Origin of the sequence: Exiguobacterium sp. 8A (assembly GCF_902506275.1) — a bacterium.
In the GTDB taxonomy this organism is placed as follows: Bacteria; Bacillota; Bacilli; order Exiguobacteriales; family Exiguobacteriaceae; genus Exiguobacterium; species Exiguobacterium profundum.
This window is the reverse complement of the sequence record NZ_LR733630.1, coordinates 1972141-1997433: the sequence shown is the minus strand read 5'-3', so window position 1 is coordinate 1997433 and position 25293 is coordinate 1972141. Positions and strand designations below refer to the sequence as shown.

Below are 25293 nucleotides of genomic sequence, written 5' to 3'. Positions count from 1 at the left end.
GAAGGGAACTTATGGCCAAAATTAAAACGAAATACGTCTGCCAATCGTGCGGATATGAATCAGCCAAGTGGATGGGGCGTTGTCCGGGTTGTAATGAATGGAATACGCTCGTCGAAGAGTTTGTAGAAGAGAAGAAAGCCAAACGTGGAGCGGCCTTTGTGCATAGTTCATCGCGACAATTGAAACCGGAACGCTTAGCGAACGTCGTCTCACAAGAAGAGACGCGCGTGCATACGAATAGTCGTGAATTTGACCGTGTCCTCGGCGGTGGGATTGTCCCAGGTTCACTCGTTTTAGTCGGCGGGGACCCGGGAATCGGGAAGTCGACCATTCTGTTACAGGTTAGCGCTCACTTAGCCCATAGTGGTAAAAAGGTGTTATACATCTCGGGGGAGGAATCTCTCAAACAGACAAAACTTCGTGCGGAACGGCTCGGTTTACCGACCGATGACTTGTTCGTGCTCGCTGAGACGGACATGTTGATGATCGAACGGGTTATTGATGAGGAGCAACCTGGATTTGTCATCATTGACTCGATTCAAACGGTATATATGGATGAGATTCAATCGGCGCCAGGGAGCGTGTCACAAGTTCGAGAATGTACGGCCGCCCTCATGAAAATTGCGAAAACGCGAGGGATTGCGGTCTTCATCGTCGGTCACGTGACGAAGCAAGGGTCGATTGCCGGCCCGCGCTTACTTGAACATATGGTCGATGCGGTACTTTATTTTGAAGGGGAGCGTCATCATACGTTCCGTATTTTACGGGCGGTGAAAAACCGTTTTGGATCGACGAACGAGATTGGCATTTTCGAGATGAAAGAGAGTGGACTAGAGGAAGTGCTTAATCCATCTGAAATATTCTTGGAGGAACGCACGGCGGGCGTATCGGGTTCGACCGTTGTCGCCTCGATGGAAGGTACGCGGACGGTACTCGTGGAACTCCAAGCACTCATCTCTCCGACATCGTTCGGGAACCCGAGACGTATGGCCACGGGCATTGATCAAAACCGAGTCGCGCTGCTCATGGCCGTGCTCGAAAAACGTTCCGGTCTCTTGCTTCAGACGCAGGATGCGTACTTGAAAGCAGCCGGTGGCGTCAAACTGGACGAACCGGCGATTGACCTTGCGATTTGTATCTCGATTGCCTCGAGTTTCCGCGATCGTCCGACTCGTCCGACGGATGTCTGCATCGGTGAGGTCGGATTGACTGGGGAAGTGCGACGGGTTTCCCGAATCGAGCAACGTGTCGCCGAGGCGGCAAAACTAGGTTTTACACGGGCCATCATCCCGAAAAATAACATGGGGGGATGGACCGCTCCGGCAGGGATTGAAGTCGTCGGGGTCGGAACAGTGGATGAAGCACTCCAGTTGGCGATTCCGTTCTAACGGGTCGCCACTGGCAGTTTTTAACGCTTTGTAACGAACGTGATTGAAAAAATCATGTTACAATGAAAGTGTTATTTTTTGAAATTTTATTTCATATAGAAGGAGGTGGAATGAGTGAAGATTGCTGTACGAATCGGATTTATTTTGATTGGACTCGTCGTGGGTTGGTTCGGAATCATCGAAGCGACGCTTTTATTAGCAGACCTTGGCATGAATGTGCCGGAGTGGTTAACGATTCCATACGTAGCAAGTTTGATTGGTGGACTTATCTTCTTCATTCTTAGTTTATTCTTAACAGATGGTGTTGTTGCATTTATTCGTTTTGTCGAAGAACGGCTCGTCCGTTTACCGGTAGGGGATATCTTATTCGGTTCGATCGGTCTCATCATCGGGCTCTTGATTGCCTTTTTGATTAGTGTATCGCTTGAAGTCACGAATATTTTCTTACTGAGTAAAATCGTTCCGATTTTTGTCACGGCCCTGTTTGGTTACTTTGGTTTCGCGGTCGGCTATCGGAAGCGTAACGAATGGATCAAACTATTTGTGAAGAGCGAACGGGAAAAGCCTGCGGCTGAACCGGTCCAACGCTCTAATGATAAGATTTTAGACACGAGCGTCATCATCGATGGTCGAATCGCGGATATTGCGACGACTGGATTCGTGGAAGGAACATTGATTGTGCCCCAGTTCGTCATCGGCGAACTGCAATACATCGCCGACTCCTCGGATACGTTGAAGCGGAATCGTGGACGTCGTGGACTGGACATCTTGAAGGAACTACAAGAGAACAAGCGCATCCAGGTTGAAATCTATGATGGAGACTTCGAAGACGTACCGGAAGTCGACATCAAATTGATTAAACTAGCTGAACTGAAAAACGGGATTGTTGTTACGAATGACTACAACTTAAATAAAGTGTGTGAGGTACGAAATGTACCGGTCTTGAACATCAATGATTTGGCGAACGCCGTCAAACAGATTGTCATTCCTGGTGAAGAGATGGTCGTGACAGTTATTAAAGAAGGAAAAGAGCAGAATCAAGGGGTTGCTTACCTTGAGGATGGGACAATGGTTGTCGTGGAGGGCGGACGTAAATTGATTTCGAAGACGCTTCCTGTCGTTGTGACGAGTGTCTTACAAACGTCTGCAGGCCGTATGATTTTTGCCCGTCCGGAATAACGGATCAAAAAGAGACGCGAGAGCGCTCTCTTTTTTCACGAAGAGAGGTATTAACATGGTAGCTTATACAGTTGTCATCCCGGCTGCGGGAAGAGGGAAGCGGATGGGTGCGGATGCGAATAAGTTGATGCTGACGCTCCGTGACAAACCGATTATTGCTTGGACGTTACAGGCGTTCGATACCGATCCGTGGTGCGAACGAATGGTGTTAGCCATCCGACCAGAAGAACGTGACTGGTTCGAGGCGATGACGTCACAGATGAAGACGCCGGTTACATACGTAGCAGGAGGGGAAGAACGACAACAGAGTGTCCATGCAGGACTGAAGGTTGTTGCACCCGATACGATTGTGATGATTCATGACGGTGCGCGTCCGTTTGTAAAACGTGAACAGTTGCATCAAGTGGCTGAAGCGGCACTGCAAGGTGGTGCCATCTTGGCGGTACCCGTTAAAGATACGGTCAAACAAGTTCAACGTCATCACATCGAACGCACCGTTCCCCGTGAAAACTTATGGTTGGCACAAACGCCGCAAGCCTTTCAGGCGAAAGCGATTTTGGCGGCACATGAACGAGCGGTCGAACAACAGGTGATGGGAACGGATGATGCCAGTTTGTTTGAGTGGCTCGGCGAATCGGTACAAGTGGTCCTTGGGGACTATCACAACATCAAAATGACGACGCCCGAAGATTTATTGTTCGGCGACGCGATTTTAGCGAAGGAGGAATTACAATGAGAATTGGTCAAGGCTTTGATGTACACGCATTTGCAGAAGGACGTCCGTTAATCTTAGGGGGAATCGAAATCCCACATGAGCGTGGACTTCTCGGTCATTCTGATGCGGACGTGTTACTCCATACCATTGCGGATGCGGCACTTGGAGCAATTGCGGCAGGTGATATCGGGAAACACTTCCCGGATACGGATCCGGAATTTAAAGATGCAGATTCGAAAGTATTGCTTCGTCACGTCTGGCAGCTCGTGAAAGATCAAGGCTACGTTCTCGGAAATGTAGATGCGACGGTCATGGCTCAACGTCCGAAACTTCGTCCTTACATTGATGAGATGCGCGCGGTCATTGCCGAACTTCTTGAGGCGGACATCGAGCAGGTGAACGTGAAAGCGACGACGACGGAGAAACTGGGCTTCACGGGACGCGAAGAAGGGATTGCGGCGCAAGCGGTCATCTTACTCAACCGGGCTTGACAGAAATGGTATACTATTTGGGCAGAAGAGAAGAAAGGTGGAACTATTATGAGTGAAGTGCGTGTACGCTATGCGCCTAGTCCGACGGGGCATCTCCATATCGGAAATGCGCGGACGGCGTTGTTTAACTACTTATTTGCTCGCCATGCTGGCGGAAAAATGATTCTTCGGATTGAAGACACTGACCAGAAACGGAATGTATTGAACGGTGTCGAGAGTCAGATGAAATACTTGGAATGGCTCGGCATCGACTGGGATGAAGGTCCAGGGCGTGACGGAGACTACGGTCCGTATTACCAAATGGAGCGTCTTGCGATTTATGAGAAATACGTCAATGAGTTGATGAGCAAAGGCCTTGCTTATAAATGCTACATGACCTCGGAGGAGCTTGAAGCAGAGCGTGAAGCACAAATCGCACGTGGGGAGGCACCACGTTACTCGGGTGCGCACCGTAACCTCACTGTTGAAGAACGTGAAGCGTTTGAAGCGGAAGGGCGTAAACCGTCTATTCGGATTCGTGTGCCGGAAGGCGTGACGTATAAATGGACAGATGTCGTCAAAGGAGACGTCTCGTTTGAATCGAAAGATTTCGGTGACTGGGTCATCGTGAAACAGGACGGCATTCCAACGTACAACTTCGCAGTTGTCGTGGACGACCATTTGATGAAGATCAGTCACGTGTTGCGTGGGGACGACCATATCGCGAACACACCAAAACAGATGATGGTCTATGACGCACTTGGTTGGGACTATCCTGAATTCGGTCACATGACGCTCATCTACAACGACCAACATAAAAAGTTATCAAAACGGGACGAATCGATCATTCAGTTCATCGAACAATATGCGGATCTCGGCTACTTGCCAGCAGCGCTCTTCAACTTCATTTCGCTCCTTGGCTGGTCACCTGTCGGGGAAGAAGAAATCTTCTCGAAAGAAGAGTTCATTGAAATGTTTGATGCGAAACGTTTGTCGAAGAGTCCGGCAGTTTTTGACCAACAAAAACTTTCTTGGATCAACAGTGTATACATGAAGAAGGCCACGCTTGACGAAGTGGTGGCACTCAGTTTACCATTCTTACAAGAAGCAGGACGATTACCCGAGGCGGTATCTATTGAGGAAGCGGATTGGGCGACAAACTTGATTGCATTGTATAAAGAACAAATGACGCACGGAGCAGAAATCGTCGCGTTGACAGACTTGTTCTTCAAAGATGAAATCGAGTATGACGAGGAAGCGAACGCTGTCCTTTCAGGTGAAACGGTACCTGCTGTTCTTGCAGAGTTCAAACAGCAGCTCGAAGCAATCGAAGACTTCACTCCGGAAGCGATTAAAGCGGCGACAAAAGCGACGCAAAAAGCTACCGGTCAAAAAGGGAAAAACTTGTTCATGCCAATCCGTGTCGCGACGACAGGACAAACACATGGACCAGAACTCCCGAACGCCATTTCGTTAATCGGAAAAGAGCGTGTGTTGAAGCGTCTGACAACTCTATTAGCGTAATAAAGGCATTGATGAGGAAAGTAAGCGGTACGACACGTTGCAGAGACTAGAACCTAGGCTGGGAGTTCTAGATGTGTCCTCCGAAGAAGTGCACCTCTGAGCCGTCTCGGCGATATGTAGTCGAGACCGTGACTCGGCGTTAACGAGACTTGAGAGGGGAACGCATTTTCCCAAACAGAGTGGAACCGCGCTTACGGCGTCTCTGTGCCTTGGCACAGGGGCGTCTTTGTTTTTGTATAAGAAAAGGAGATATCGATTATGGGATTTTGGAGCAGTGTACGCGAAGACTTGCGGACTGTCCTGGAACTAGACCCTGCCGCTCGTTCGAAAGTAGAAGTGGCACTGACTTACCCAGGCCTTCACGCCATATGGGCACATCGCATCGCGCACGGATTATGGAAACGTAACATGAAACTGGTGGCCAAGTTATTAGCCCAATTCAGTCGTTGGTTGACCGGGATTGAAATTCATCCGGGGGCGGTGCTTGGGAACCGCGTGTTCATCGATCACGGTTTCGGTGTCGTCATCGGTGAGACGGCGATTATCGGGAATGACGTCACCATCTATCAAGGCGTCACCCTGGGTGGAACGGGGAAAGAGAAAGGGAAGCGTCACCCGACAATCGGGAGTGACGTGCTTATTTCAGCGGGGGCGAAAGTACTTGGGAACATCACGGTCGGCGATTGCGTCAAAATCGGAGCGAGCTCGGTCGTATTGAACGATGTGCCGTCTGATTCGACCGTGGTCGGAATTCCAGGTCGTGTCGTCATCCGAAACGGTAAGCGTGTGAAGCAACATGATCTAGATCATCGTTTCCCAGATCCGGACCGCGAATGCCAAGAACGCTTAGAAGCGGCAGTGGATGAACTACAACAAAAATTAGCGACGCTTGAAAAGCGGATGGAGGAGAAGACACATGATTCAGCTGTACAACAGTCTCACGAATAAAAAAGAACCGTTTGTCCCGATTGTTCCGGGTAAAGTATCGATGTACGTATGCGGTCCGACCGTTTACAACTACATTCATGTCGGAAACGCCCGTCCGGCGATCGCCTTCGATACGGTTCGTCGCTACTTGACGTATCGTGGGTACGAGGTCAAATACGTCTTGAACTTCACAGACGTGGATGACAAGATCATTCGTACGGCGAATGAATTAGGAGAAGACACGGAGACGCTGACGAATCGCTATATCGAGGCATATTTAGCAGATACAGGGGCACTTAACGTTCAACCGGCAGACGTGCATCCGCGTGTTACCGATACGATGGTAGAAATCATCGAATTCATTCGTCAATTAGAGACGGAAGGGTTCGCTTATGAATCAGAAGGAGACGTGTATTTCCGGACGAAGAAGTTTGAGACTTACGGAAAATTGAGTCAGCAATCGATTGAAGATTTGCGGGCCGGGTCACGTGTCGATGTCGGGGAGAAGAAAGAAGACCCGCTCGACTTCGTCTTATGGAAAGCGGCTAAACCGGATGAACCATCATGGGATAGTCCGTGGGGCAAAGGACGTCCGGGCTGGCATATCGAATGCTCGGCGATGGCGAAAAAACATCTCGGGACAACAATTGATATTCACGCGGGCGGTCATGATTTGAAATTCCCACACCACGAGAACGAGATTGCTCAGTCAGAAGCTTGCAACCATGCGAAGTTCGCCAACTATTGGTTGCATAACGGCTTCATTAACATTGAAAATGAGAAGATGTCTAAGTCGCTCGGAAACTTCCTCCTCGTCCATGAGGCGTTGAAAGAAGTCGACCCGATGGTCCTGCGCTTCTTCATGTTGTCTGTGCATTATCGTCATCCGATCAACTATAGCCGAGAATTGATTGAACAAGCGGCGAACGGCTGGAGCCGAATCAAGGAAGCTTATCAAAATATTGAATATCGCTTGTCGGTAACAGCTGGACTTGGAGAGGCGAGCGAGTCGATGGAACGGAAGCTTGAATCCATCAAAGCGTCTTTCATCGAATCAATGGATGATGATATCAATACGGCCAACGCCGTGACCGTCCTCTTTGACTTGGCACGGGAAGCGAACATTTATGCGAAGGCCGATCATGTGGCAAAAGCGACGCTAGAACAGGTCCTGTCGCTATTTGATGAATTGACGGGTGTCCTCGGCTTGACGTTGGCAGAAGAAAAAGAACTATTGGATGCCGAGATCGACCAATTGATTCAAGAACGGAACGACGCACGGGCGGCACGTAATTTTGCCCGAGCTGACGAGATTCGTGATTTACTAAAAGAACAAAGCATCCAACTCGAAGACACGGCCCAAGGGGTTCGGTGGAAGCGGTTATGATGCAACCGAAACAAATGAATGCCCTTGCGCTCGCCTACATGGGAGACGTGGTATACGAAATGGCTGTACGGAGACGCCTGCTCGAGAAAGGATTGACGCGCCCGAATGACTTGCACCGGGGCGCGGTCCGCTACGTCAATGCACGGGCGCAGGCGAGCGTCGTGACATTTTGGTTAGAGACGGATGCGTTGACGGAAGAGGAACAGGCTGTCGTCAGACGTGGAAAGAATGCGAAATCAGGATCGGTTCCGAAACGGGTCGATGTGCACACGTATCGTTATTCCACGGCGTTTGAGGCACTGATTGGGTATATCTATTTGACAGAAAGAAGGGATCGTCTTGAAGAACTCATCAAACAAGCGTTCGAACGACTCGAAGCCGAGTCGACCGAAACGACATGACGGAAATCGGGGAGCGGAGAAACGAACGTTTGACCGCCCTCGTGGGGAACGACCAGATCGCGCGCGTCGCCAAAAGGCAGAACGCCCTGACTATAAGGAAGTCGATGTGATGGAGGAAGGGATTGACTTCCTTTACGGTCGTAACCCGGTACTCGAGGCACTGCGAAGTGGTCGTGATATGAATAAAGTATTCATTATGGAAGGTCAGCAAAAGGGACCACTCGCTCAAATCATCGCGATGGCGAACGAAGCATCGGTCCAAGTGTCATTCGTCCCAAAAACGAAACTTGAGAAGATGGCTGGCAGTGAACATCACCAAGGAGTCGTTGCGGCGGTTGCGGCTTATGAATACAAAACAGTCGAAGACATGTTCGCTCTCGCAGCTTCGAAAGAGGAGACACCGCTCTTCATTTTGCTAGATGAGCTCGAAGACCCGCACAATCTCGGTTCGATTCTACGGACCGCCGATGCCGTTGGCGCACATGGAATCATCATTCCGAAACGTCGCTCGGTCGGTTTGACTCAAACGGTTGCCAAAGCCTCGACCGGGGCCATTGAGCATATTCCGGTGGCGCGTGTGACGAACTTGACACGGACACTTGAAGAGTTGAAGGAAAAAGGATTGTGGGTTGTCGGGACCGATGCGAAAGAAAGTCAGGACTATCGTCGATTGGATGGAAATATGCCACTCGTTGTGGTCATTGGAAGTGAGGGCAAGGGGATGAGCCGACTCGTGCGCGAATCGTGCGACTTCCTTGTTCATTTACCGATGGTCGGTCATGTCACGTCACTCAATGCATCTGTTGCAGCGGCGCTCCTCCTGTATGAGGTGCATCGCTCACGTCATCCATTGGCATGAGTATCCTGAAGCGCGAGCTCCTTCTTGTCGACGGATATAATATCATCGGCGCGTGGCCTCACTTGAGAAGTCTCCGCGATGTAGATTTTGAACAAGCACGCAATTTGTTGATTGAGGCGATGGCAGAATATCAGGCTGCGTCCGGCAAAGAGGTCACCATCGTGTTTGACGCCCACATGCGCTATGGTCGTGAATCCAAAGAGAAGCGGAGTCGGGTCGACGTTGTCTATACGAAAGAAAATGAGACAGCGGACGAATGGATTGAGCGGCGTGCCCATGAATTAGTGGATGACCGGCTCATTACATTATTCGTTGCGACGAACGATTTCACGGAGCAGTGGGTCATCTTTGGTCAAGGCGCATTGCGCGTTCCGGCAACCGAACTGTTGAAAGATTGGAAGCATGCGAAAACACTGATTGAGCAACAGCGCGTGTCGCTAGAGAAAGAACAAGCAAATCGGAAGACGATTGATATTCCACCGCATATTCAAGCAAAGTTTGAAGAAATGCGACGTCGCAAATCAAAAGGTGATTGAAATCACGGACGAGTTCATGAAATGGACTCGTCTTTGTTTCGATTTTGACATTTTTTTGCAAAGGAATGTTGTATACTATTACATATATGAGTTACACAGTATTCAATTGACGGAATTTTTAGAAATTTGTTTGACGCATAGGAGTAGGGAGTCCTATAATGGGACACAACCTTACATAGTTCAGGATCAATCGCCGGGGGGTAACGAGCATGAACGGATGGCCGTACGAACAGTTTGAAAAAATGTCAGACGAAGAGTTGGTCTTATTGGCGCGCAACGAAGGGGATAGCGACGCGCTCGAGTTTTTGATTGAACGATACCGGTATTTTGTGCGGGCGAAGGCACGTTCATACTTTTTGATTGGTGCAGATCACGAGGACATCGTCCAAGAAGGGATGATCGGCCTTTATAAAGGTGTGCGTGATTATAAAGACGAGCGACTTGCGTCATTCAAAAGCTTTGCCGAGATGTGCATCACCCGTCAGATGATCACGGCAATCAAGACGGCGACACGCCAAAAACATATTCCGCTCAACTCATATGTGTCACTCGATAAACCAATTTTTGATGAAGAGTCTGACCGGACGCTGCTCGATGTCATCTTGCCACCACATCCGACTGACCCACAAGAATTGATCGTGACACGGGAAGAACAGTCGTTCATGGAAGCGAAGATGGATGAAATCTTGAGTGACCTCGAACGGAAAGTCTTGCGTCTTTATTTAGACGGGCGCTCTTATCAAGAAATTTCAGACGACCTCGATCGTCATGTCAAATCGATCGATAATGCGTTGCAGCGTGTGAAGAAGAAATTCGAGCGTCATGTCGACGTCCGGATGCTCACGAGCTAACCGATTATTGACCGCGTGCCTCCTATGTGATACTTTAAAAGCAGCGCCTTGTCCGTAGACGCCATTTACAGGAGGCGTTTTTTTTTCGCTCTTTTTTAAGAGAGAGTAGTCGAAAGGGGCGCTTATGAATGGCAAAGAAAGTAAGTCTCGCTTGCTCAGAATGCGGGTCTCGAGAGTACTCGACGACAAAAAAAGACGGCGTGTCGACACGGCTTGAAATGAAGAAGTTTTGTCGGCGCTGTAACGCGCATACGCTGCATCGGGAATCAAAGTAACGTAGATTGGCATTCAATGTAGGAGGAAGCTACCATGAACTTTTTGCGCGACGTATGGAAAGAGTTGAAGAAAACGAGTTGGCCGACTCGTAAAGAACTCACGAAATATACCATTACTGTCATCGCGACTGTTGTCGTGATTGGCCTGTTCGTGTTCGGCGTAGATACTGGGGTCAGTTATCTCGTCAATTTATTGATTAACTAAGGAAGAGGTGAAAGCCGTGGAGAAACAATGGTTTGTTGTCCAGACGTACTCAGGTTTTGAGAATAACGTCAAAGAAAACCTAGAACGTCGAATCGGTTCGATGAACATGGAAGATAAAATTTTCCGCGTCCTCGTCCCGACTGAAACGACGCAAGAAGAAGTCACATTGAAGAGTGGCGAGAAGAAAATCAAAGAACGTGAAGTCAAAAGTTTCCCGGGCTATGTGTTCGTAGAGATGGTCATGACTGACGATTCATGGTATGTTGTCCGCAACACGCCAAACGTCACCGGCTTCCTCGGTTCAACGGGTGGTGGGGCAAAACCAATCCCACTCCAACCGGACGAAGTGACAAACGTCTTGTCACAAATGGGACTCATCGAGAAGAAAGATCGTTACAACTATGAACTCGGTGACCTTGTCCGCGTGAAAGAAGGCGCATTTGAGAACTTTGAAGGAACAATCGACGAGATTGAAGCCGACAAAGAGAAGCTCAAAGTCGTGGTCGACATGTTCGGTCGTGAAACAAAAATTGAGCTTGATTTCGAACAAGTTCAGAAAATTAACTAAACCCACTTGCTAATCCGTAAAACGGATGGTACAATCGAAAATGTTTGATGTTGTGCTTTATTTCGGTACAAACTCGACCTAATAGATTGAGTGGGAGGGCGCACAACGTCCAAGAAACCACATTTTAGACTTAAGGAGGTGTGTCTCGTGGCGAAAAAAGTTTCTAAACTCGTTAAACTTCAAATCCCAGCTGGTAAAGCAAACCCAGCTCCACCAGTAGGTCCAGCACTTGGTCAAGCAGGTGTTAACATCATGGGATTCTGTAAAGAGTTCAACGCTCGTACACAAGACCAAGCCGGATTGATTATTCCTGTAGTCATCACGGTATACGAAGATCGTTCGTTTACATTCATTACGAAAACTCCACCAGCTGCAGTTCTCTTGAAGAAAGCTGCTGGTATCGAGAGTGGTTCTGGTGAACCAAACCGTAAGAAAGTAGCAACGGTTAAGCGTGACAAAGTTCGCGAAATCGCTGAACTTAAAATGCCTGACCTTAACGCATCATCTGTAGAAACAGCGATGCTTATGGTTGAAGGTACTGCACGTAGTATGGGTATTGTAATCGAAGACTAATTGCTAGTCTCTGGGGTTGTCGGTGAATACTGCTCACCTTCAATCCCTTCATTATGTGGGAGGAAATTCCGCTAACCACAAGGAGGAAAAGAACATGGGTAAAAAACACCAAGAAGCAGCTAAGCTTGTTGACCGCACGAAGTCATACGACCTCGCTGAAGCTGTCGAGCTCGTTCAAAAAACAGCTACTGCTAAATTCGATGAAACAATCGAAGTTGCTGTCCGTCTCGGCGTAGATCCGAAGAAAGCAGACCAACAAATCCGTGGTGCCGTTGTACTTCCACACGGTACTGGTAAAACACAAAAAGTTCTCGTCTTCGCAAAAGGTGAGAAAGTGAAAGAAGCGGAAGCTGCTGGAGCAGACTACGTTGGCGACGCTGAGTACATCAACAAAATCCAACAAGGATGGTTCGACTTCGATGTAATCGTTGCGACACCTGACATGATGGGTGAAGTTGGTAAACTTGGTCGTGTTCTCGGACCTAAAGGCCTCATGCCTAACCCGAAAACAGGAACAGTTACTTTCGACGTAGAAAAAGCAATCGCGGATATCAAAGCTGGTAAAGTTGAATACCGTGTTGATAAAGCTGGTAACATCCACGTTCCAGTTGGTAAGAAATCATTTGAAGCATCTAAACTCTCTGAGAACATCGAGACAATTCTCGAAACACTCATGAAAGTGAAGCCTGCTACTGCAAAAGGAACTTACCTTAAAAACATCTCGCTTTCATCTACAATGGGTCCTGGGATCCGTGTAGCGACTGCAGATTTCCTTAAGTAATCTTGTTGAAATAAATTGTTGACAACGTGTGACACCGCTGATAAAGTAATACACGTTCAACCGAATATGTTGGATTACCGTAGACAGAAGGTGGACATCGGTCCGTAAACCCTTCCGAGGTGTCTTTGCTCGAACTTGAGCCTGTTGTCACAGGTTTACTTTCAAACAATTACGCCCTCGTATGTCTTCATACGAGGGATTTCTTTTGGAGAGCAGCCTCTCGTCCGGTATAAGAATTGACTAGGAGGTGCAAACACATGGCAAACGAAAAAATCGTAGCTCAGAAATCGGCACTCGTCGATGAAATCGCTGAGAAAATGCAAGCGAGCGTTGGAACAGTTGTTGTTGACTACCGTGGACTTACAGTTGAAGAAGTGACTACACTCCGTAAATCACTCCGTGACGCTGGAATTGAGTTCAAAGTTTACAAGAACGGTCTTCTTCGCCGCGCAGCTACTCAGTCGAACTTCGAAGGTCTTGACGAAGTCTTCACTGGTCCTACAGCAATCGCCTTCTCTAAAGAAGACGTTATTGCTCCAGCGAAGATCTTGAACGACTTCTCGAAAGAGCACAAAGCGCTCGAACTTAAAGGCGGAATCATCGAAGGTAAAGTTTCTTCACTCGAAGAAATCAAAGCCCTTGCAGAACTTCCATCACGCGATGGTCTTCTCTCGATGCTTCTCAGCGTACTTCAAGCTCCAATCCGTGGGCTCGCAGTCGCAACAAATGCAATCGCAGAACAAAAAGAAGAGCAATCAGCTTAATTTTTGTCGCGTAGCGTAACTCAAAAAACTTTTTCACAACATCAAAGGAGGAAAACCATAATGGCTTTCAACAAAGAGCAATTCATCGAAGACCTCAAATCAATGACGGTTCTCGAACTTAACGAACTCGTAAAAACAATCGAAGAAGAATTCGGCGTATCAGCAGCAGCTCCAGTAGCAGTTGCAGGTGCTGGCGCAGGCGCAGCAGCTGAAGAGAAAACTGAATTCGACGTAATCCTCACAAACGCTGGCGCTGGTAAAATCAACGTCATCAAAGCTGTTCGTGAAATCACAGGTCTCGGTCTTAAAGAAGCAAAAGCACTCGTTGACGGAACTCCAGCTCCAGTCAAAGAAGGCGTTTCTAAAGAAGACGCTGACGCAATCAAAGCTAAGCTTGAAGAAGCTGGCGCATCTGTTGAAGTTAAGTAATTCTACTTCACAACCTATAGAAGCTCGCCATGGCGAGCTTCTTTTATTTCCTTGAAGAATGGGTTAGGAGGTTCAACGCATGGGAGATCATTACTATACGAACGATCCACGTTCGGAAAGTGCCCCGGAGACATGGACGTACGAGTTGCGAGGGAAACAGTATCATTTCACTTCGGACCGCGGTGTGTTCTCGAAAGGGTCGGTCGATTTTGGGTCACGTCTTTTAATTGAAACGTTTGAGATGCCTGATGTGTCGGGACGTATTTTAGATGTAGGCTGCGGCTATGGTCCGATGGGGATCTCGCTTGCCGATGCCTCTGGGCGTGAGGCCTTGCTCATTGATGTGAATGAGCGTGCGCTGGCGCTCTCTGAGCAAAACGCCGCCCGTAATGGAGTGACGGTCGAAACACGGCTTTCTCACGCGTATGACGCGGTGGGGGGAGAACGGTTTGCCGCCATTGTCACCAATCCGCCGATTCGTGCGGGGAAACAAGTCGTCCATACGATCTTGCGTGAAGCACATACGCACCTCGTCGATGGAGGAGCAATCTATGTCGTCATTCAAAAGAAACAAGGAGCACCTTCTGCTAAAAAGTTATTAGAAGAGGTGTTTGGTCAAGTTGAAACGATCGCGAAAGAAAAAGGTTACTTTATTTTCCGAGCAATTCGGTCTTGACAAACGGTGAAGTCTTGTTGACTCGCTATAACGTATATGCTAACATTATAAAATGCCATTGGAATGGAATTCGCTTGAAACTGCCGTGTCTGCCGCTTTTTAGAGACGGAAAACGAGCGACATTCAATGACAATGTTCGATTATTACGCCCGAAAAATTCGCTAAAGAATTGGGGGTCTGAGAGGTGAATCAGTTGACTGGTCAACTTGTTCAGTACGGTCGTCACCGTCAGAGAAGAAGCTTTGCCCGTATCAGTGAGGTATTAGAGCTTCCGAATTTGATTGAAATTCAAACTGCTTCTTATGAGTGGTTCTTGCGTGAAGGATTGAAGGAAATGTTCACAGACATTTCACCGATTTCCGACTTCACAGGAAACCTCGTATTGGAGTTCATCGATTACTCGCTCAGTGAGCCGAAGTATTCTATCGATGAATCGAAGGAGCGCGACGTTACTTATTCTGCGCCACTTCGCGTAAAAGTGCGTCTCCAAAACAAAGAGACAGGTGAGCTCAAAGAACAAGAAGTGTTCATGGGGGATTTCCCGCTCATGACAGAATCGGGAACGTTTATCATCAATGGTGCAGAACGCGTCATCGTTTCCCAGCTTGTCCGTTCACCGAGCGTGTACTATAACGCTAAACTCGATAAAAACGGTAAACGTGGATTTGGCGCAACTGTCATCCCGAACCGTGGTGCTTGGCTCGAACTCGAGACAGATGCCAAAGATATCGTTTATGTTCGTATCGACCGTACCCGTAAAATTCCGGTAACGGTGTTGTTGCGTGCCCTCGGATTCGGTACGGACCAAGAAATTATCGACCTTCTCGGGGATGACGAATACCTTCGTAACACCCTTGAAAAAGATAATACGGAGTCTACAGAGAAAGCGTTGATCGAGATTTATGAGCGTCTCCGCCCTGGTGAACCACCAACGGTAGAAAATGCGAAATCTCTTCTCGTATCACGTTTCTTCGACCCGAAACGTTATGACTTAGCGAACGTCGGTCGCTATAAGATGAACAAAAAACTTCATCTTAAGAACCGTTTGTTCGGTCAAAAATTAGCGGAAACGCTCGTGGACCCGGAAACAGGCGAAGTACTCGCCGAAGCTGGAACGATCCTCGACCGCCGCAACTTAGATCGTATCCTCCCGCACTTGGAGAACGGCCTTGGCTATATCGATGCGGAACCAACTGGTGGTGTCGCTGAAGGTGAGCCATTCGGTCTTCAGTCAATCAAAGTCATCTCACCGGATGACCCAGATGGAGAGCGTATCTTGAACATCATCGGAAATGGCAATATCGATCGCAGCGTAAAACATATTACGCCAGCCGATATTATCGCTTCAATCAACTACTTCTTCAACTTACTTCACGAAGTCGGAACAACAGATGACATCGACCACTTAGGAAACCGTCGTCTTCGTTCAGTCGGAGAACTTCTCCAAAACCAATTCCGGATCGGGCTTTCCCGTATGGAACGTGTCGTAAAAGAACGTATGTCGATTCAAGATCAAAATGCGATTACACCACAGGCGCTCATCAACATCCGCCCGGTTATCGCATCACTTAAAGAGTTCTTCGGTAGCTCGCAATTGTCACAGTTCATGGACCAAACGAACCCACTCGCAGAGCTCACGCACAAGCGTCGTCTCTCTGCACTTGGACCGGGTGGTTTGACACGTGAGCGTGCTGGTTTCGAAGTTCGAGACGTTCACTATTCGCACTACGGTCGGATGTGTCCAATCGAAACACCAGAGGGACCGAACATCGGACTCATCAACTCACTCTCGTCTTATGCGAAAGTGAACGAGTACGGTTTCATCGAAGCACCATACCGTCGTGTTGACCCGGAAACAGGTCTTGTCACTGGCGACATTCAATATATGACGGCTGATGAGGAAGACCTCTATGTCGTCGCACAGGCAAACATGCCGCTCACAGAAGATGGCCACTTTGCAGACGAACAAGTTCTTTGCCGTTTCCGCGGACAAAACTTGTCAGTCGAGCCAAGCCGAGTGGACTACATGGACGTTTCGCCGAAACAGGTTGTTTCTGCCGCAACGGCATGTATCCCGTTCCTTGAGAACGATGACTCGAACCGTGCCCTCATGGGAGCGAACATGCAACGTCAAGCAGTACCACTCCTTCAACCGGATTCACCGATTGTCGGTACCGGCATGGAGTACGTATCTGCGAAAGACTCTGGGGCAGCTATTGTTGCGAAATACCCAGGTGTCGTCGAACGCGTCACAGCGCGTGAAATCTTGATTCGTCGCACGTCTGACGTGAACGGTTCTGAGGTTTCAGGTGACCTTGACCGTTACAAACTTCAAAAATATGTCCGTTCGAACCAAGGGACATGCTATAACCAAAAACCAATCATCGCAGCTGGTGACCGTGTCGAAAAAGGAGAAATCCTTGCAGACGGTCCATCGATGGATATGGGTGAGCTCGCGCTCGGCCGTAACGTCGTCGTTGCCTTCATGACATGGGATGGTTACAACTATGAGGATGCGATCATCATGAGTGAGCGTCTCGTGAAAGATGACGTGTACACGTCGATTCATATCGAAGAGTACGAGTCAGAGTCACGCGACACGAAACTCGGACCAGAGGAAATCACACGTGATATTCCAAACGTCGGAGATGACGCACTTCGTAACTTGGACGATCGTGGAATTATCCGCATCGGAGCTGAAGTCAAGGATGGCGATATCCTCGTCGGTAAAGTAACACCTAAGGGCGTTACAGAATTGACGGCGGAAGAGCGTCTCTTGCACGCAATCTTCGGTGAGAAGGCACGTGAAGTACGTGATACGTCACTTCGTGTACCAAACGGTGGAGACGGAATCATCTTGGATGTCAAAGTGTTCGACCGTGAAAACGGTGACGAGTTGTCTCCAGGCGTCAACCAAATGGTACGTGTCTATATCGTTCAAAAACGTAAGATTCACGAAGGGGATAAGATGGCGGGACGTCACGGTAACAAAGGTGTTATCTCGCGAATCCTCCCTGAAGAAGATATGCCATACATGCCAGACGGTACACCGGTTGACATCATGCTCAACCCGCTTGGGGTACCATCTCGTATGAACATCGGTCAGGTACTTGAACTCCACCTTGGTATGGCAGCGAAGAAGCTCGGTATCAAAGTGGCAACACCTGTATTCGATGGAGCGCGTGAGGAAGACGTATGGGCAACGATTGAAGAGGCTGGTATGGATAAAGATGCGAAAACGCGTCTCTATGACGGTCGTACGGGTGAACCGTTCGATAACCGCGTCTCGGTCGGTGTCATGTACATGATCAAACTCGCGCACATGGTTGATGACAAACTTCACGCTCGTTCGACAGGACCATACTCACTCGTTACGCAACAACCGCTCGGTGGTAAAGCACAGTTCGGTGGTCAGCGCTTCGGGGAGATGGAAGTTTGGGCTCTTGAAGCGTACGGTGCAGCCTACACGCTCCAAGAAATCTTGACAATCAAGTCGGATGACACGGTCGGTCGTGTGAAAGCATATGAGGCCATCGTGAAAGGTGAGAGCGTTCCGAAAGCGGGCGTTCCTGAATCATTCCGCGTCTTGATCAAAGAGCTTCAAGCGCTCGGTATGGAAGTCAAGATGATGTCAGCGGATGATGAAGAAGTCGAAATGAAAGATGAAGATGACGACAACATCCCGAACGCAACATCGGCGTTAGAACAAGTCGTTCAACCGACTGTTACGGAAGAGGAATAAGGCGAAAAGGGAGGTCGGCCCCTTGGTAGATGTTAATCGATTTGAATATATGAAAATCGGCTTGGCTTCATCAGAGAAGATCCGTTCGTGGTCTTACGGTGAAGTCAAAAAGCCGGAAACGATCAACTATCGTACACTTAAACCAGAGAAGGACGGATTATTCTGTGAACGAATCTTCGGTCCTACGAAAGACTGGGAATGTTACTGTGGGAAATACAAACGTATCCGTTATAAAGGAGTCATTTGTGACCGCTGTGGCGTTGAAGTGACGAAAGCGAAAGTGCGTCGCGAGCGAATGGGCCATATCGAGCTCGCGGCACCAGTTTCGCACATCTGGTACTTCAAAGGGATTCCAAGCCGCATGGGGCTTGTTCTCGACATGTCACCACGTGCGCTTGAAGAAGTCATTTACTTCGCATCTTACGTGGTCACAGAGCCAGGTGATACTCCGCTTGAGAAGAAACAACTTCTCTCGGAAAAAGAATTCCGTCTCTATCGTGAAAAATACGGTAGCGACTTCAAAGCAGACATGGGTGCTGAAGCCATCCGTACACTTCTTCAAGACGTTAATCTTGAAAAAGAAGTAGGCGAGCTTCGTGAAGAGTTGAAAACAGTCCAAGGTCAACGTCGTACACGTGCGATTAAGCGCTTGGAAGTTCTCGATGCATTCTTCACTTCAGGAAACAATCCAGACTGGATGATCCTTGAAGTACTTCCTGTCATCCCACCAGAGCTTCGCCCGATGGTACAGCTTGATGGTGGACGCTTTGCGACATCTGACTTGAACGATTTGTATCGTCGAGTCATCAACCGGAACAACCGTCTCAAACGTTTGCTCGACCTCGGCGCGCCGAACATCATCGTGCAAAACGAGAAGCGTATGCTTCAAGAAGCGGTTGACGCCCTCATCGACAACGGTCGTCGTGGTCGTCCGGTAACAGGTCCTGGTAACCGTCCGCTTAAATCACTTTCACACATGTTGAAAGGGAAACAAGGTCGTTTCCGTCAAAACCTTCTCGGTAAACGGGTCGACTATTCAGGACGTTCGGTTATCGTCGTAGGTCCGAACTTGAAGATGTATCAGTGTGGTCTTCCAAAAGAGATGGCGCTTGAACTCTTCAAACCGTTCGTGATGAAAGAGCTTGTCGGTCGCGGCATCGCTTCAAACATCAAGAACGCCAAACGCAAAATCGAGAAGATGCAACCTGAAATCTGGGGCGTCCTTGAAGAAGTCATTCGTGAGCATCCGGTCCTCTTGAACCGTGCCCCGACACTTCACCGCCTTGGTATTCAAGCATTCGAACCGATTCTTGTTGAAGGTCGTGCGATTCGCCTTCACCCACTCGTATGTACGGCATACAACGCCGACTTCGATGGTGACCAAATGGCCGTCCACGTTCCGCTCTCTGCAGAAGCACAAGCGGAAGCACGTCTTCTCATGCTCGCTGCGCAGAACATCTTGAACCCGAAAGACGGAAAACCAGTTGTTACACCATCGCAGGATATGGTCCTCGGTAACTACTACATCTCACTCGAACGTGAAGATGCCGTCGGTCAAGGGAAAGTGTTCTCGAACGTCAACGAAGCGTTGATTGCTTACCAAAACGGTTATGTCCACTTGCACTCGCGTGTGGCACTTCCGGCGCGTACGCTCAACAACCCAACGTTCACAGACGAACAGAACGAGAAATTGCTCATTACGACAGTTGGTAAGATGATCTTCAACGAAATCTTGCCAAATACGTTCCCATACTTGAACGAGCCGACGATGGAAAACTTACAGGAAGCAACGCCTGACAAGTACTTCATCGACAAAGGGGCGAACGTTGCGGAAGAAATCGCATCACGTCCAATCATCGACCCGTTCAAAAAAGGTTTCCTTGGAAAAGTCATCGCGGAAGTGTTCCAGAAGTTTGAAACGACGGAAACAAGCCGCATGCTTGACCGGATGAAAGATCTTGGCTTCAAGCACTCGACAAAAGCGGGTGTGACGGTTGGGATTGCCGATATCATCGTACTTCCGGATAAACAGGAAATCCTTGATGAAGCACAAAAACAAGTCGACCAAATCATGAAGTCGTTCCGTCGTGGTCTCATCACTGAAGATGAGCGTTACGAGCGCGTTGTCCGTGCTTGGAACGAAGCGAAGGATGAAATTCAATCTCGATTGATGAAATCCCTCAACCGCCTGAACCCAATCTTCATGATGTCTGATTCAGGTGCCCGTGGTAACGCATCGAACTTTACGCAGCTTGCGGGTATGCGTGGTTTGATGGCCGCTCCATCTGGTCGCATCATCGAACTTCCAATCAAATCGTCATTCCGTGAAGGTCTGACGGTTCAAGAGTACTTCATCTCGACTCACGGGGCTCGTAAAGGTCTTGCCGATACAGCCTTGAAGACAGCCGATTCAGGTTACTTGACGCGTCGTCTCGTTGACGTAGCGCAAGATGTCATCATCCGTGAAGAGGATTGTGGAACAGATCGCGGGATCCGTGTTTCTGCACTCCGCGAAGGTACGGAAGAAATCGAAAGCTTGTACGACCGTCTCGTCGGACGTACATCGTTTGAAACGGTCACACACCCTGAAACGGGCGAAGTGTTGATCGATAAGAACGAATTGATCACAGAAGACATCGCGCGCATCATCGTAGATGCGGGTGTTGAAAACGTTGAAATCCGTACAGCCTTCACATGTAACACGTCACACGGCGTATGTAAGAAGTGTTACGGACGCAACTTGGCGACTGGATCAAACGTTGAAGTCGGGGAAGCCGTCGGTATCATTGCCGCACAATCAATCGGTGAGCCAGGAACGCAGCTTACAATGCGTACCTTCCACACAGGTGGGGTTGCCGGGGACGATATCACACAAGGTCTTCCGCGTATCCAAGAGGTATTCGAAGCCCGTAACCCGAAAGGTCAAGCGGTCATCTCGGAAATCTCTGGTACGGTCATCGACTTCACAGAATCGCGTGACAAGCGTGAACTCACGGTCGAAGGATTCAGTGAGACTCGTTCATACACGATTCCTTTCGGAGCGCGTCTCCGCGTTCAAATCGGCGACACAGTAGAAGCCGGTGAAGTCTTCACGGAAGGTTCGATCGATCCGAAAGAATTGCTCGCCGTCCGTGGTGTATCTGGTGTTCAGAACTATCTTCTTCAAGAAGTTCAAAAAGTTTACCGGATGCAAGGGGTAGAAATCGGTGATAAGCACGTTGAGGTCATGGTTCGCCAAATGCTTCGTCGTGTCAAAGTTATCGAATCAGGTGACACACCGCTTCTCCCTGGATCACTCGTCGACATCAGCGTCTTCAAAGAAGCGTGTAAAGATGCGATTCGTGATGGAAAACACCCAGCGACTGCGAAACCAGTCCTTCTCGGGATCACAAAAGCCTCACTTGAGACAGATTCGTTCCTCTCAGCGGCTTCGTTCCAAGAAACGACTCGCGTCTTGACAGATGCAGCAATCAAAGGGAAACGTGACTATCTCCTCGGACTTAAAGAGAACGTCATCATCGGTAAACTCGTTCCAGCTGGTACTGGAATGGCTGTCTACCGTGATGTGGAACTCAAAGAAGATGAGGCGCCGGTTGCGCTCGAAGATACAACTGTCGAGTAAAATACGTCTTGACAGCGCAGGTTGGCGGTGCTACTATGATTTAGTGCCGCCAATCGGTTGTTGTCGATGACAACGATGTCCAGCAGTCGGCAAGCTACTTGGACGTCCATCCGAACTTTCTACGGGAAGGTTTGGCTGCTACAATTGCCACTTTCAAGGTATAACTCACGTTTTTGCGAGGTCATGGAATGCCTACGCCTCGTAAAAACGTTTCGTTATGACCTTAAATGAACCACCCGGGTCGGTGGGACTAGAAAATAGCAACATTCAGGAAGGGAGGATCTTCAAAGATGCCTACTATTAACCAGTTAGTCCGTAAAGGACGTAAATCGAAAGTCGTGAAATCTGACTCTCCAGCACTTAACAAAGGTTACAACAGTTTCATCAAGTCACAAACAAACGTGAGCTCACCACAAAAACGTGGTGTTTGTACACGTGTTGGTACAATGACTCCGAAGAAACCGAACTCGGCGCTTCGTAAGTATGCTCGTGTTCGTTTGACTAACCAAATCGAAGTGACTGCGTACATCCCAGGTATTGGCCACAACCTTCAAGAGCACAGCGTTGTTCTTATCCGTGGAGGACGTGTAAAAGACTTACCAGGGGTACGTTACCACATCGTTCGTGGTGCGCTTGACACTGCAGGTGTTGATGGACGTATGCAAGGCCGTTCTAAATACGGTACGAAACGTCCGAAAGCTGCGAAGAAGTAATTCTCGCAAACTAAACTACAATTGAAATTTTGAAAGGAGGGTACTCGGATGCGTAAAAACCGTGCAGAACGTCGTGACGTTATCGCAGATCCGATCTACAACTCGAAATTGGTAACTCGCCTCATTAACCGTGTCATGTTAGACGGTAAAAAAGGTACAGCTCAAACTATCATTTACAACGCATTTGGCATCATCGCTGAACGCTCAGGCAAAGAGCCTATGGAAGTGTTCGAAGAAGCAATGAACAACATCATGCCTGTACTTGAAGTTAAAGCACGCCGTGTAGGTGGAGCTAACTACCAAGTTCCTGTAGAAGTTCGTCCAGAGCGCCGTACAACACTTGGTCTTCGTTACCTCGTGAACTACGCTCGTCTCCGCAACGAAAAAACGATGGAGCAACGTATCGCGAACGAAATCATGGATGCAGCCAACAACACTGGTGCATCTGTTAAGAAACGCGAAGACATGCATAAGATGGCAGAAGCTAACAAAGCGTTTGCTCACTATCGTTGGTAATTTAATCGTAAAGTCCACTCCGCCAAGCATGGCTTAACGGAGTGGCTTTCGGGTATAATCATATCGTGTGCGCGCACACGAAAATCAAACATGCGGAAGGAGAATACCCAGTATGGCAAGAGAATTCTCCCTAAAGAATACTCGTAACATCGGGATCATGGCTCACATCGATGCCGGTAAAACGACAACAACTGAACGTATTCTTTATTACACAGGTCGTATCCATAAAATTGGTGAAACGCACGAAGGTGCTTCACAAATGGACTGGATGGAGCAGGAGCAAGAGCGTGGAATCACGATCACTTCGGCTGCGACAACTGCACAGTGGAATGGCCACCGTGTAAACATCATCGATACACCTGGACACGTAGACTTCACTGTAGAAGTTGAACGTTCACTCCGTGTACTTGATGGTGCGGTTGCTGTACTTGACGCTCAGTCAGGTGTAGAACCACAAACAGAAACTGTATGGCGTCAAGCGACGACATATGGTGTACCACGTGTCGTATTCGTCAACAAGATGGATAAAATCGGCGCAGACTTCTTGTACTCTGTGAAGACGCTCCACGATCGTCTTCAAGCGAACGCTTACGCGATCCAACTCCCAATCGGAGCAGAGGACGATTTCAAAGGGATCATCGATCTCGTTGAAATGAAGACTTACATGTACAACAACGACCTCGGTACTGACATCGAAGTAATAGACGGCTTCCCAGCTGACATGGCTGACCAAGCTGAAGAACTTCGCGGTCAATTGATCGAAGGTGTTGCTGACTTCAACGAAGAGTTGATGATGAAGTACCTTGAAGGTGAAGAGATTTCAATCGATGAATTGAAAGCTGCAATCCGTCAAGCGACACTTAGCGTTGAATTCTACCCTGTACTCGTTGGTTCTGCCTTCAAAAACAAAGGTGTTCAGCTCATGCTTAACGCCGTTGTTGATTACCTCCCATCACCAGTTGATGTAGAGTCAATCAAAGGGATCAACCTCGATACAGAAGAAGAAATCACGCGTGAGCCTTCTGATGAAGCTCCATTCTCAGCACTTGCGTTCAAAGTTATGACTGACCCTTACGTCGGTAAATTGACGTTCTTCCGCGTGTACTCTGGTACAGCTGAAGCAGGATCATACGTGAAGAACTCGACTAAAGGGAAGCGTGAACGTCTCGGTCGTATCCTTCAAATGCACGCAAACAGCCGTGAAGAGATTCCAATGGTATTCGCTGGTGACATCGCCGCTGCTGTTGGTTTCAAAGACACGACTACTGGTGACACGCTTTGCTCTGAGAAAGATAACATCGTTCTCGAGTCAATGACGTTCCCAGAACCAGTTATCTCGGTTGCAATCGAGCCTAAATCGAAAGCAGACCAAGATAAGATGGGTCAAGCTCTTGCGAAACTCGCAGAAGAAGATCCAACATTCCGCACTGAAACAAACCCTGAGACTGGTCAAACGATCATCTCTGGTATGGGTGAGCTTCACCTTGACATCCTCGTTGACCGTATGCGTCGCGAATTCAAAGTAGAAGCTAACGTTGGTGCACCACAAGTTGCTTACCGTGAAACAATCCGTGGCGCTGCGAAGATTGATTCGAAATTCGTTCGTCAGTCTGGTGGACGCGGTCAGTACGGTCACGTTGTCGTAGAATTCGAGCCGAACGAAGAAGGCGCTGGATTCGAGTTCGAGAACAAGATCGTCGGTGGTGTTGTACCACGTGAATACGTCCCTGCTGTTCAAAACGGGATTGAAGAAGCTCTCGAAAACGGTATCCTCGCTGGTTACCCAGTAGTAGACGTTAAAGCTCGTCTCGTATTCGGTTCGTACCACGATGTCGACTCGAACGAGATGGCGTTTAAAGTTGCTGCTTCGATGGCGGTTAAACAACTTAAGGACCAAGCGAAAGCTGTTATCCTTGAGCCAATGATGCGTGTTGAAGTTGTTATCCCAGAAGAATACATGGGTGACATCATGGGTGACGTTACGTCACGCCGTGGACGCGTAGAAGGTATGGAAGCTCGCGGTAACGCACAAGTCGTTAAAGCGATGATTCCACTTTCAGAAATGTTCGGTTACGCAACATCACTTCGTTCACGTACACAAGGACGCGGAACGTACTCGATGCACTTCGATCACTACGAAGAAGTACCGAAATCAATCGCTGAAGAAATCGTCAAAAAAGCGAACGGCTAAT

Annotated in this window: 24 protein-coding genes and 2 other annotated features; all 24 genes read left to right on the top strand. The window is 48.6% G+C overall.

The annotated features are described in order from the left end of the window. The first annotated feature begins 11 nt into the window (after nucleotides 1-11). Entirely contained in the window at nucleotides 12-1388 is a 1377-nt protein-coding gene (radA, locus tag GVY42_RS10395) for a DNA repair protein RadA (protein WP_012727704.1), read from the top strand. Nucleotides 1389-1502: 114 nt separating this feature from the next. Continuing rightward, the gene (locus GVY42_RS10390) at nucleotides 1503-2567 is read left to right on the top strand and encodes a PIN/TRAM domain-containing protein (RefSeq protein WP_012727703.1); all 1065 of its coding nucleotides are present in this window, start codon (nucleotides 1503-1505) and stop codon (nucleotides 2565-2567) included. 55 nt (nucleotides 2568-2622) lie between these two features. Further along, entirely contained in the window at nucleotides 2623-3303 is a 681-nt protein-coding gene (ispD, locus tag GVY42_RS10385; RefSeq protein ID WP_012727702.1) for a 2-C-methyl-D-erythritol 4-phosphate cytidylyltransferase, read from the top strand. Continuing rightward, a complete protein-coding gene (gene ispF / locus GVY42_RS10380; RefSeq protein ID WP_012727701.1) occupies nucleotides 3300-3773 on the top strand; it encodes a 2-C-methyl-D-erythritol 2,4-cyclodiphosphate synthase in 474 nt (157 codons plus the stop codon). Before ispD ends, ispF begins: the two co-directional genes overlap by 4 nt. A gap of 45 nt (nucleotides 3774-3818) precedes the next feature. Continuing rightward, entirely contained in the window at nucleotides 3819-5276 is a 1458-nt protein-coding gene (gene gltX / locus GVY42_RS10375; RefSeq protein WP_201302271.1) for a glutamate--tRNA ligase, read from the top strand. Then, nucleotides 5276-5483: a binding site (T-box leader), on the top strand. It overlaps the preceding gene by 1 nt. A gap of 51 nt (nucleotides 5484-5534) precedes the next feature. Next, nucleotides 5535-6224, top strand: a complete 690-nt coding sequence (cysE, locus tag GVY42_RS10370) for a serine O-acetyltransferase (protein WP_159563157.1) — start codon at nucleotides 5535-5537, stop codon at nucleotides 6222-6224. Continuing rightward, entirely contained in the window at nucleotides 6193-7590 is a 1398-nt protein-coding gene (gene cysS / locus GVY42_RS10365; protein ID WP_159563156.1) for a cysteine--tRNA ligase, read from the top strand. The genes cysE and cysS overlap by 32 nt, the downstream gene beginning before the upstream one ends. Further along, complete coding sequence (locus GVY42_RS10360; RefSeq protein ID WP_074035355.1) at nucleotides 7587-7991, top strand: Mini-ribonuclease 3; 405 nt, start codon at nucleotides 7587-7589, stop codon at nucleotides 7989-7991. Before cysS ends, GVY42_RS10360 begins: the two co-directional genes overlap by 4 nt. Nucleotides 7992-8100: 109 nt before the next feature. Further along, nucleotides 8101-8850: a 23S rRNA (guanosine(2251)-2'-O)-methyltransferase RlmB gene (rlmB, locus tag GVY42_RS10355; protein WP_031421850.1), complete on the top strand. Its 750-nt coding sequence runs from the start codon at nucleotides 8101-8103 to the stop codon at nucleotides 8848-8850. Beyond that, entirely contained in the window at nucleotides 8847-9386 is a 540-nt protein-coding gene (locus tag GVY42_RS10350; protein ID WP_159563155.1) for an NYN domain-containing protein, read from the top strand. Before rlmB ends, GVY42_RS10350 begins: the two co-directional genes overlap by 4 nt. Before the next feature lie 209 nt (nucleotides 9387-9595). Beyond that, on the top strand, nucleotides 9596-10237 hold the full coding sequence (gene sigH / locus GVY42_RS10345) for an RNA polymerase sporulation sigma factor SigH (RefSeq protein WP_159563154.1): 642 nt from the start codon (nucleotides 9596-9598) through the stop codon (nucleotides 10235-10237). 128 nt (nucleotides 10238-10365) lie between these two features. Then, the gene (gene rpmG / locus GVY42_RS10340; RefSeq protein WP_012727693.1) at nucleotides 10366-10512 is read left to right on the top strand and encodes a 50S ribosomal protein L33; all 147 of its coding nucleotides are present in this window, start codon (nucleotides 10366-10368) and stop codon (nucleotides 10510-10512) included. Nucleotides 10513-10546: 34 nt separating this feature from the next. Further along, complete coding sequence (gene secE, locus GVY42_RS10335; RefSeq protein ID WP_012727692.1) at nucleotides 10547-10717, top strand: preprotein translocase subunit SecE; 171 nt, start codon at nucleotides 10547-10549, stop codon at nucleotides 10715-10717. 16 nt (nucleotides 10718-10733) lie between these two features. Continuing rightward, nucleotides 10734-11285 carry a transcription termination/antitermination protein NusG gene (gene nusG / locus GVY42_RS10330; RefSeq protein WP_012727691.1) on the top strand — a complete coding sequence of 184 codons (552 nt, stop codon included), beginning with the start codon at nucleotides 10734-10736 and terminating at the stop codon, nucleotides 11283-11285. Nucleotides 11286-11432: 147 nt separating this feature from the next. After that, nucleotides 11433-11858, top strand: a complete 426-nt coding sequence (gene rplK / locus GVY42_RS10325; protein ID WP_012727690.1) for a 50S ribosomal protein L11 — start codon at nucleotides 11433-11435, stop codon at nucleotides 11856-11858. A 94-nt stretch (nucleotides 11859-11952) separates the two neighbouring features. Beyond that, complete coding sequence (gene rplA, locus GVY42_RS10320) at nucleotides 11953-12639, top strand: 50S ribosomal protein L1 (RefSeq protein WP_012727689.1); 687 nt, start codon at nucleotides 11953-11955, stop codon at nucleotides 12637-12639. Between the two features lie 59 nt (nucleotides 12640-12698). Beyond that, nucleotides 12699-12852 (top strand) — a sequence feature (ribosomal protein L10 leader region). 44 nt (nucleotides 12853-12896) lie between these two features. Next, nucleotides 12897-13403 carry a 50S ribosomal protein L10 gene (gene rplJ, locus GVY42_RS10315; RefSeq protein ID WP_012727688.1) on the top strand — a complete coding sequence of 169 codons (507 nt, stop codon included), beginning with the start codon at nucleotides 12897-12899 and terminating at the stop codon, nucleotides 13401-13403. 60 nt (nucleotides 13404-13463) lie between these two features. Beyond that, nucleotides 13464-13832 (top strand): 50S ribosomal protein L7/L12, encoded by a 369-nt coding sequence (gene rplL, locus GVY42_RS10310; RefSeq protein WP_012727687.1) that lies wholly within the window; start codon nucleotides 13464-13466, stop codon nucleotides 13830-13832. A 79-nt stretch (nucleotides 13833-13911) separates the two neighbouring features. Then, on the top strand, nucleotides 13912-14508 hold the full coding sequence (locus GVY42_RS10305; RefSeq protein ID WP_012727686.1) for a class I SAM-dependent methyltransferase: 597 nt from the start codon (nucleotides 13912-13914) through the stop codon (nucleotides 14506-14508). A 193-nt stretch (nucleotides 14509-14701) separates the two neighbouring features. After that, complete coding sequence (gene rpoB, locus GVY42_RS10300) at nucleotides 14702-18250, top strand: DNA-directed RNA polymerase subunit beta (RefSeq protein WP_074037866.1); 3549 nt, start codon at nucleotides 14702-14704, stop codon at nucleotides 18248-18250. Nucleotides 18251-18272: 22 nt separating this feature from the next. Next, nucleotides 18273-21872, top strand: coding sequence for a DNA-directed RNA polymerase subunit beta' (gene rpoC / locus GVY42_RS10295; protein WP_159563153.1), 3600 nt, complete (start codon nucleotides 18273-18275; stop codon nucleotides 21870-21872). Nucleotides 21873-22162: 290 nt separating this feature from the next. Further along, nucleotides 22163-22585, top strand: coding sequence for a 30S ribosomal protein S12 (rpsL, locus tag GVY42_RS10290; protein ID WP_012727683.1), 423 nt, complete (start codon nucleotides 22163-22165; stop codon nucleotides 22583-22585). Between the two features lie 48 nt (nucleotides 22586-22633). After that, nucleotides 22634-23101, top strand: coding sequence for a 30S ribosomal protein S7 (gene rpsG, locus GVY42_RS10285; protein ID WP_012727682.1), 468 nt, complete (start codon nucleotides 22634-22636; stop codon nucleotides 23099-23101). Between the two features lie 112 nt (nucleotides 23102-23213). Beyond that, nucleotides 23214-25292 (top strand): elongation factor G, encoded by a 2079-nt coding sequence (gene fusA / locus GVY42_RS10280; protein ID WP_159563152.1) that lies wholly within the window; start codon nucleotides 23214-23216, stop codon nucleotides 25290-25292. Nucleotide 25293: the final 1 nt, after the last annotated feature.

Excerpts from the sequence above, each read along its gene's own strand:
- radA (WP_012727704.1), top strand. The coding sequence starts at position 12 with ATGGCCAAAATTAAAACGAAATACGTCTGCCAATCGTGCGGATATGAA.
- ispD (WP_012727702.1), top strand. The coding sequence starts at position 2,623 with ATGGTAGCTTATACAGTTGTCATCCCGGCTGCGGGAAGAGGGAAGCGG.
- ispF (WP_012727701.1), top strand. The coding sequence starts at position 3,300 with ATGAGAATTGGTCAAGGCTTTGATGTACACGCATTTGCAGAAGGACGT.
- cysE (WP_159563157.1), top strand. The coding sequence starts at position 5,535 with ATGGGATTTTGGAGCAGTGTACGCGAAGACTTGCGGACTGTCCTGGAA.
- cysS (WP_159563156.1), top strand. The coding sequence starts at position 6,193 with ATGATTCAGCTGTACAACAGTCTCACGAATAAAAAAGAACCGTTTGTC.
- GVY42_RS10360 (WP_074035355.1), top strand. The coding sequence starts at position 7,587 with ATGATGCAACCGAAACAAATGAATGCCCTTGCGCTCGCCTACATGGGA.
- rlmB (WP_031421850.1), top strand. The coding sequence starts at position 8,101 with ATGGAGGAAGGGATTGACTTCCTTTACGGTCGTAACCCGGTACTCGAG.
- GVY42_RS10350 (WP_159563155.1), top strand. The coding sequence starts at position 8,847 with ATGAGTATCCTGAAGCGCGAGCTCCTTCTTGTCGACGGATATAATATC.
- sigH (WP_159563154.1), top strand. The coding sequence starts at position 9,596 with ATGAACGGATGGCCGTACGAACAGTTTGAAAAAATGTCAGACGAAGAG.
- rpmG (WP_012727693.1), top strand. The coding sequence starts at position 10,366 with ATGGCAAAGAAAGTAAGTCTCGCTTGCTCAGAATGCGGGTCTCGAGAG.
- secE (WP_012727692.1), top strand. The coding sequence starts at position 10,547 with ATGAACTTTTTGCGCGACGTATGGAAAGAGTTGAAGAAAACGAGTTGG.
- rplA (WP_012727689.1), top strand. The coding sequence starts at position 11,953 with ATGGGTAAAAAACACCAAGAAGCAGCTAAGCTTGTTGACCGCACGAAG.
- rplJ (WP_012727688.1), top strand. The coding sequence starts at position 12,897 with ATGGCAAACGAAAAAATCGTAGCTCAGAAATCGGCACTCGTCGATGAA.
- rplL (WP_012727687.1), top strand. The coding sequence starts at position 13,464 with ATGGCTTTCAACAAAGAGCAATTCATCGAAGACCTCAAATCAATGACG.
- GVY42_RS10305 (WP_012727686.1), top strand. The coding sequence starts at position 13,912 with ATGGGAGATCATTACTATACGAACGATCCACGTTCGGAAAGTGCCCCG.
- rpsL (WP_012727683.1), top strand. The coding sequence starts at position 22,163 with ATGCCTACTATTAACCAGTTAGTCCGTAAAGGACGTAAATCGAAAGTC.
- rpsG (WP_012727682.1), top strand. The coding sequence starts at position 22,634 with ATGCGTAAAAACCGTGCAGAACGTCGTGACGTTATCGCAGATCCGATC.
- fusA (WP_159563152.1), top strand. The coding sequence starts at position 23,214 with ATGGCAAGAGAATTCTCCCTAAAGAATACTCGTAACATCGGGATCATG.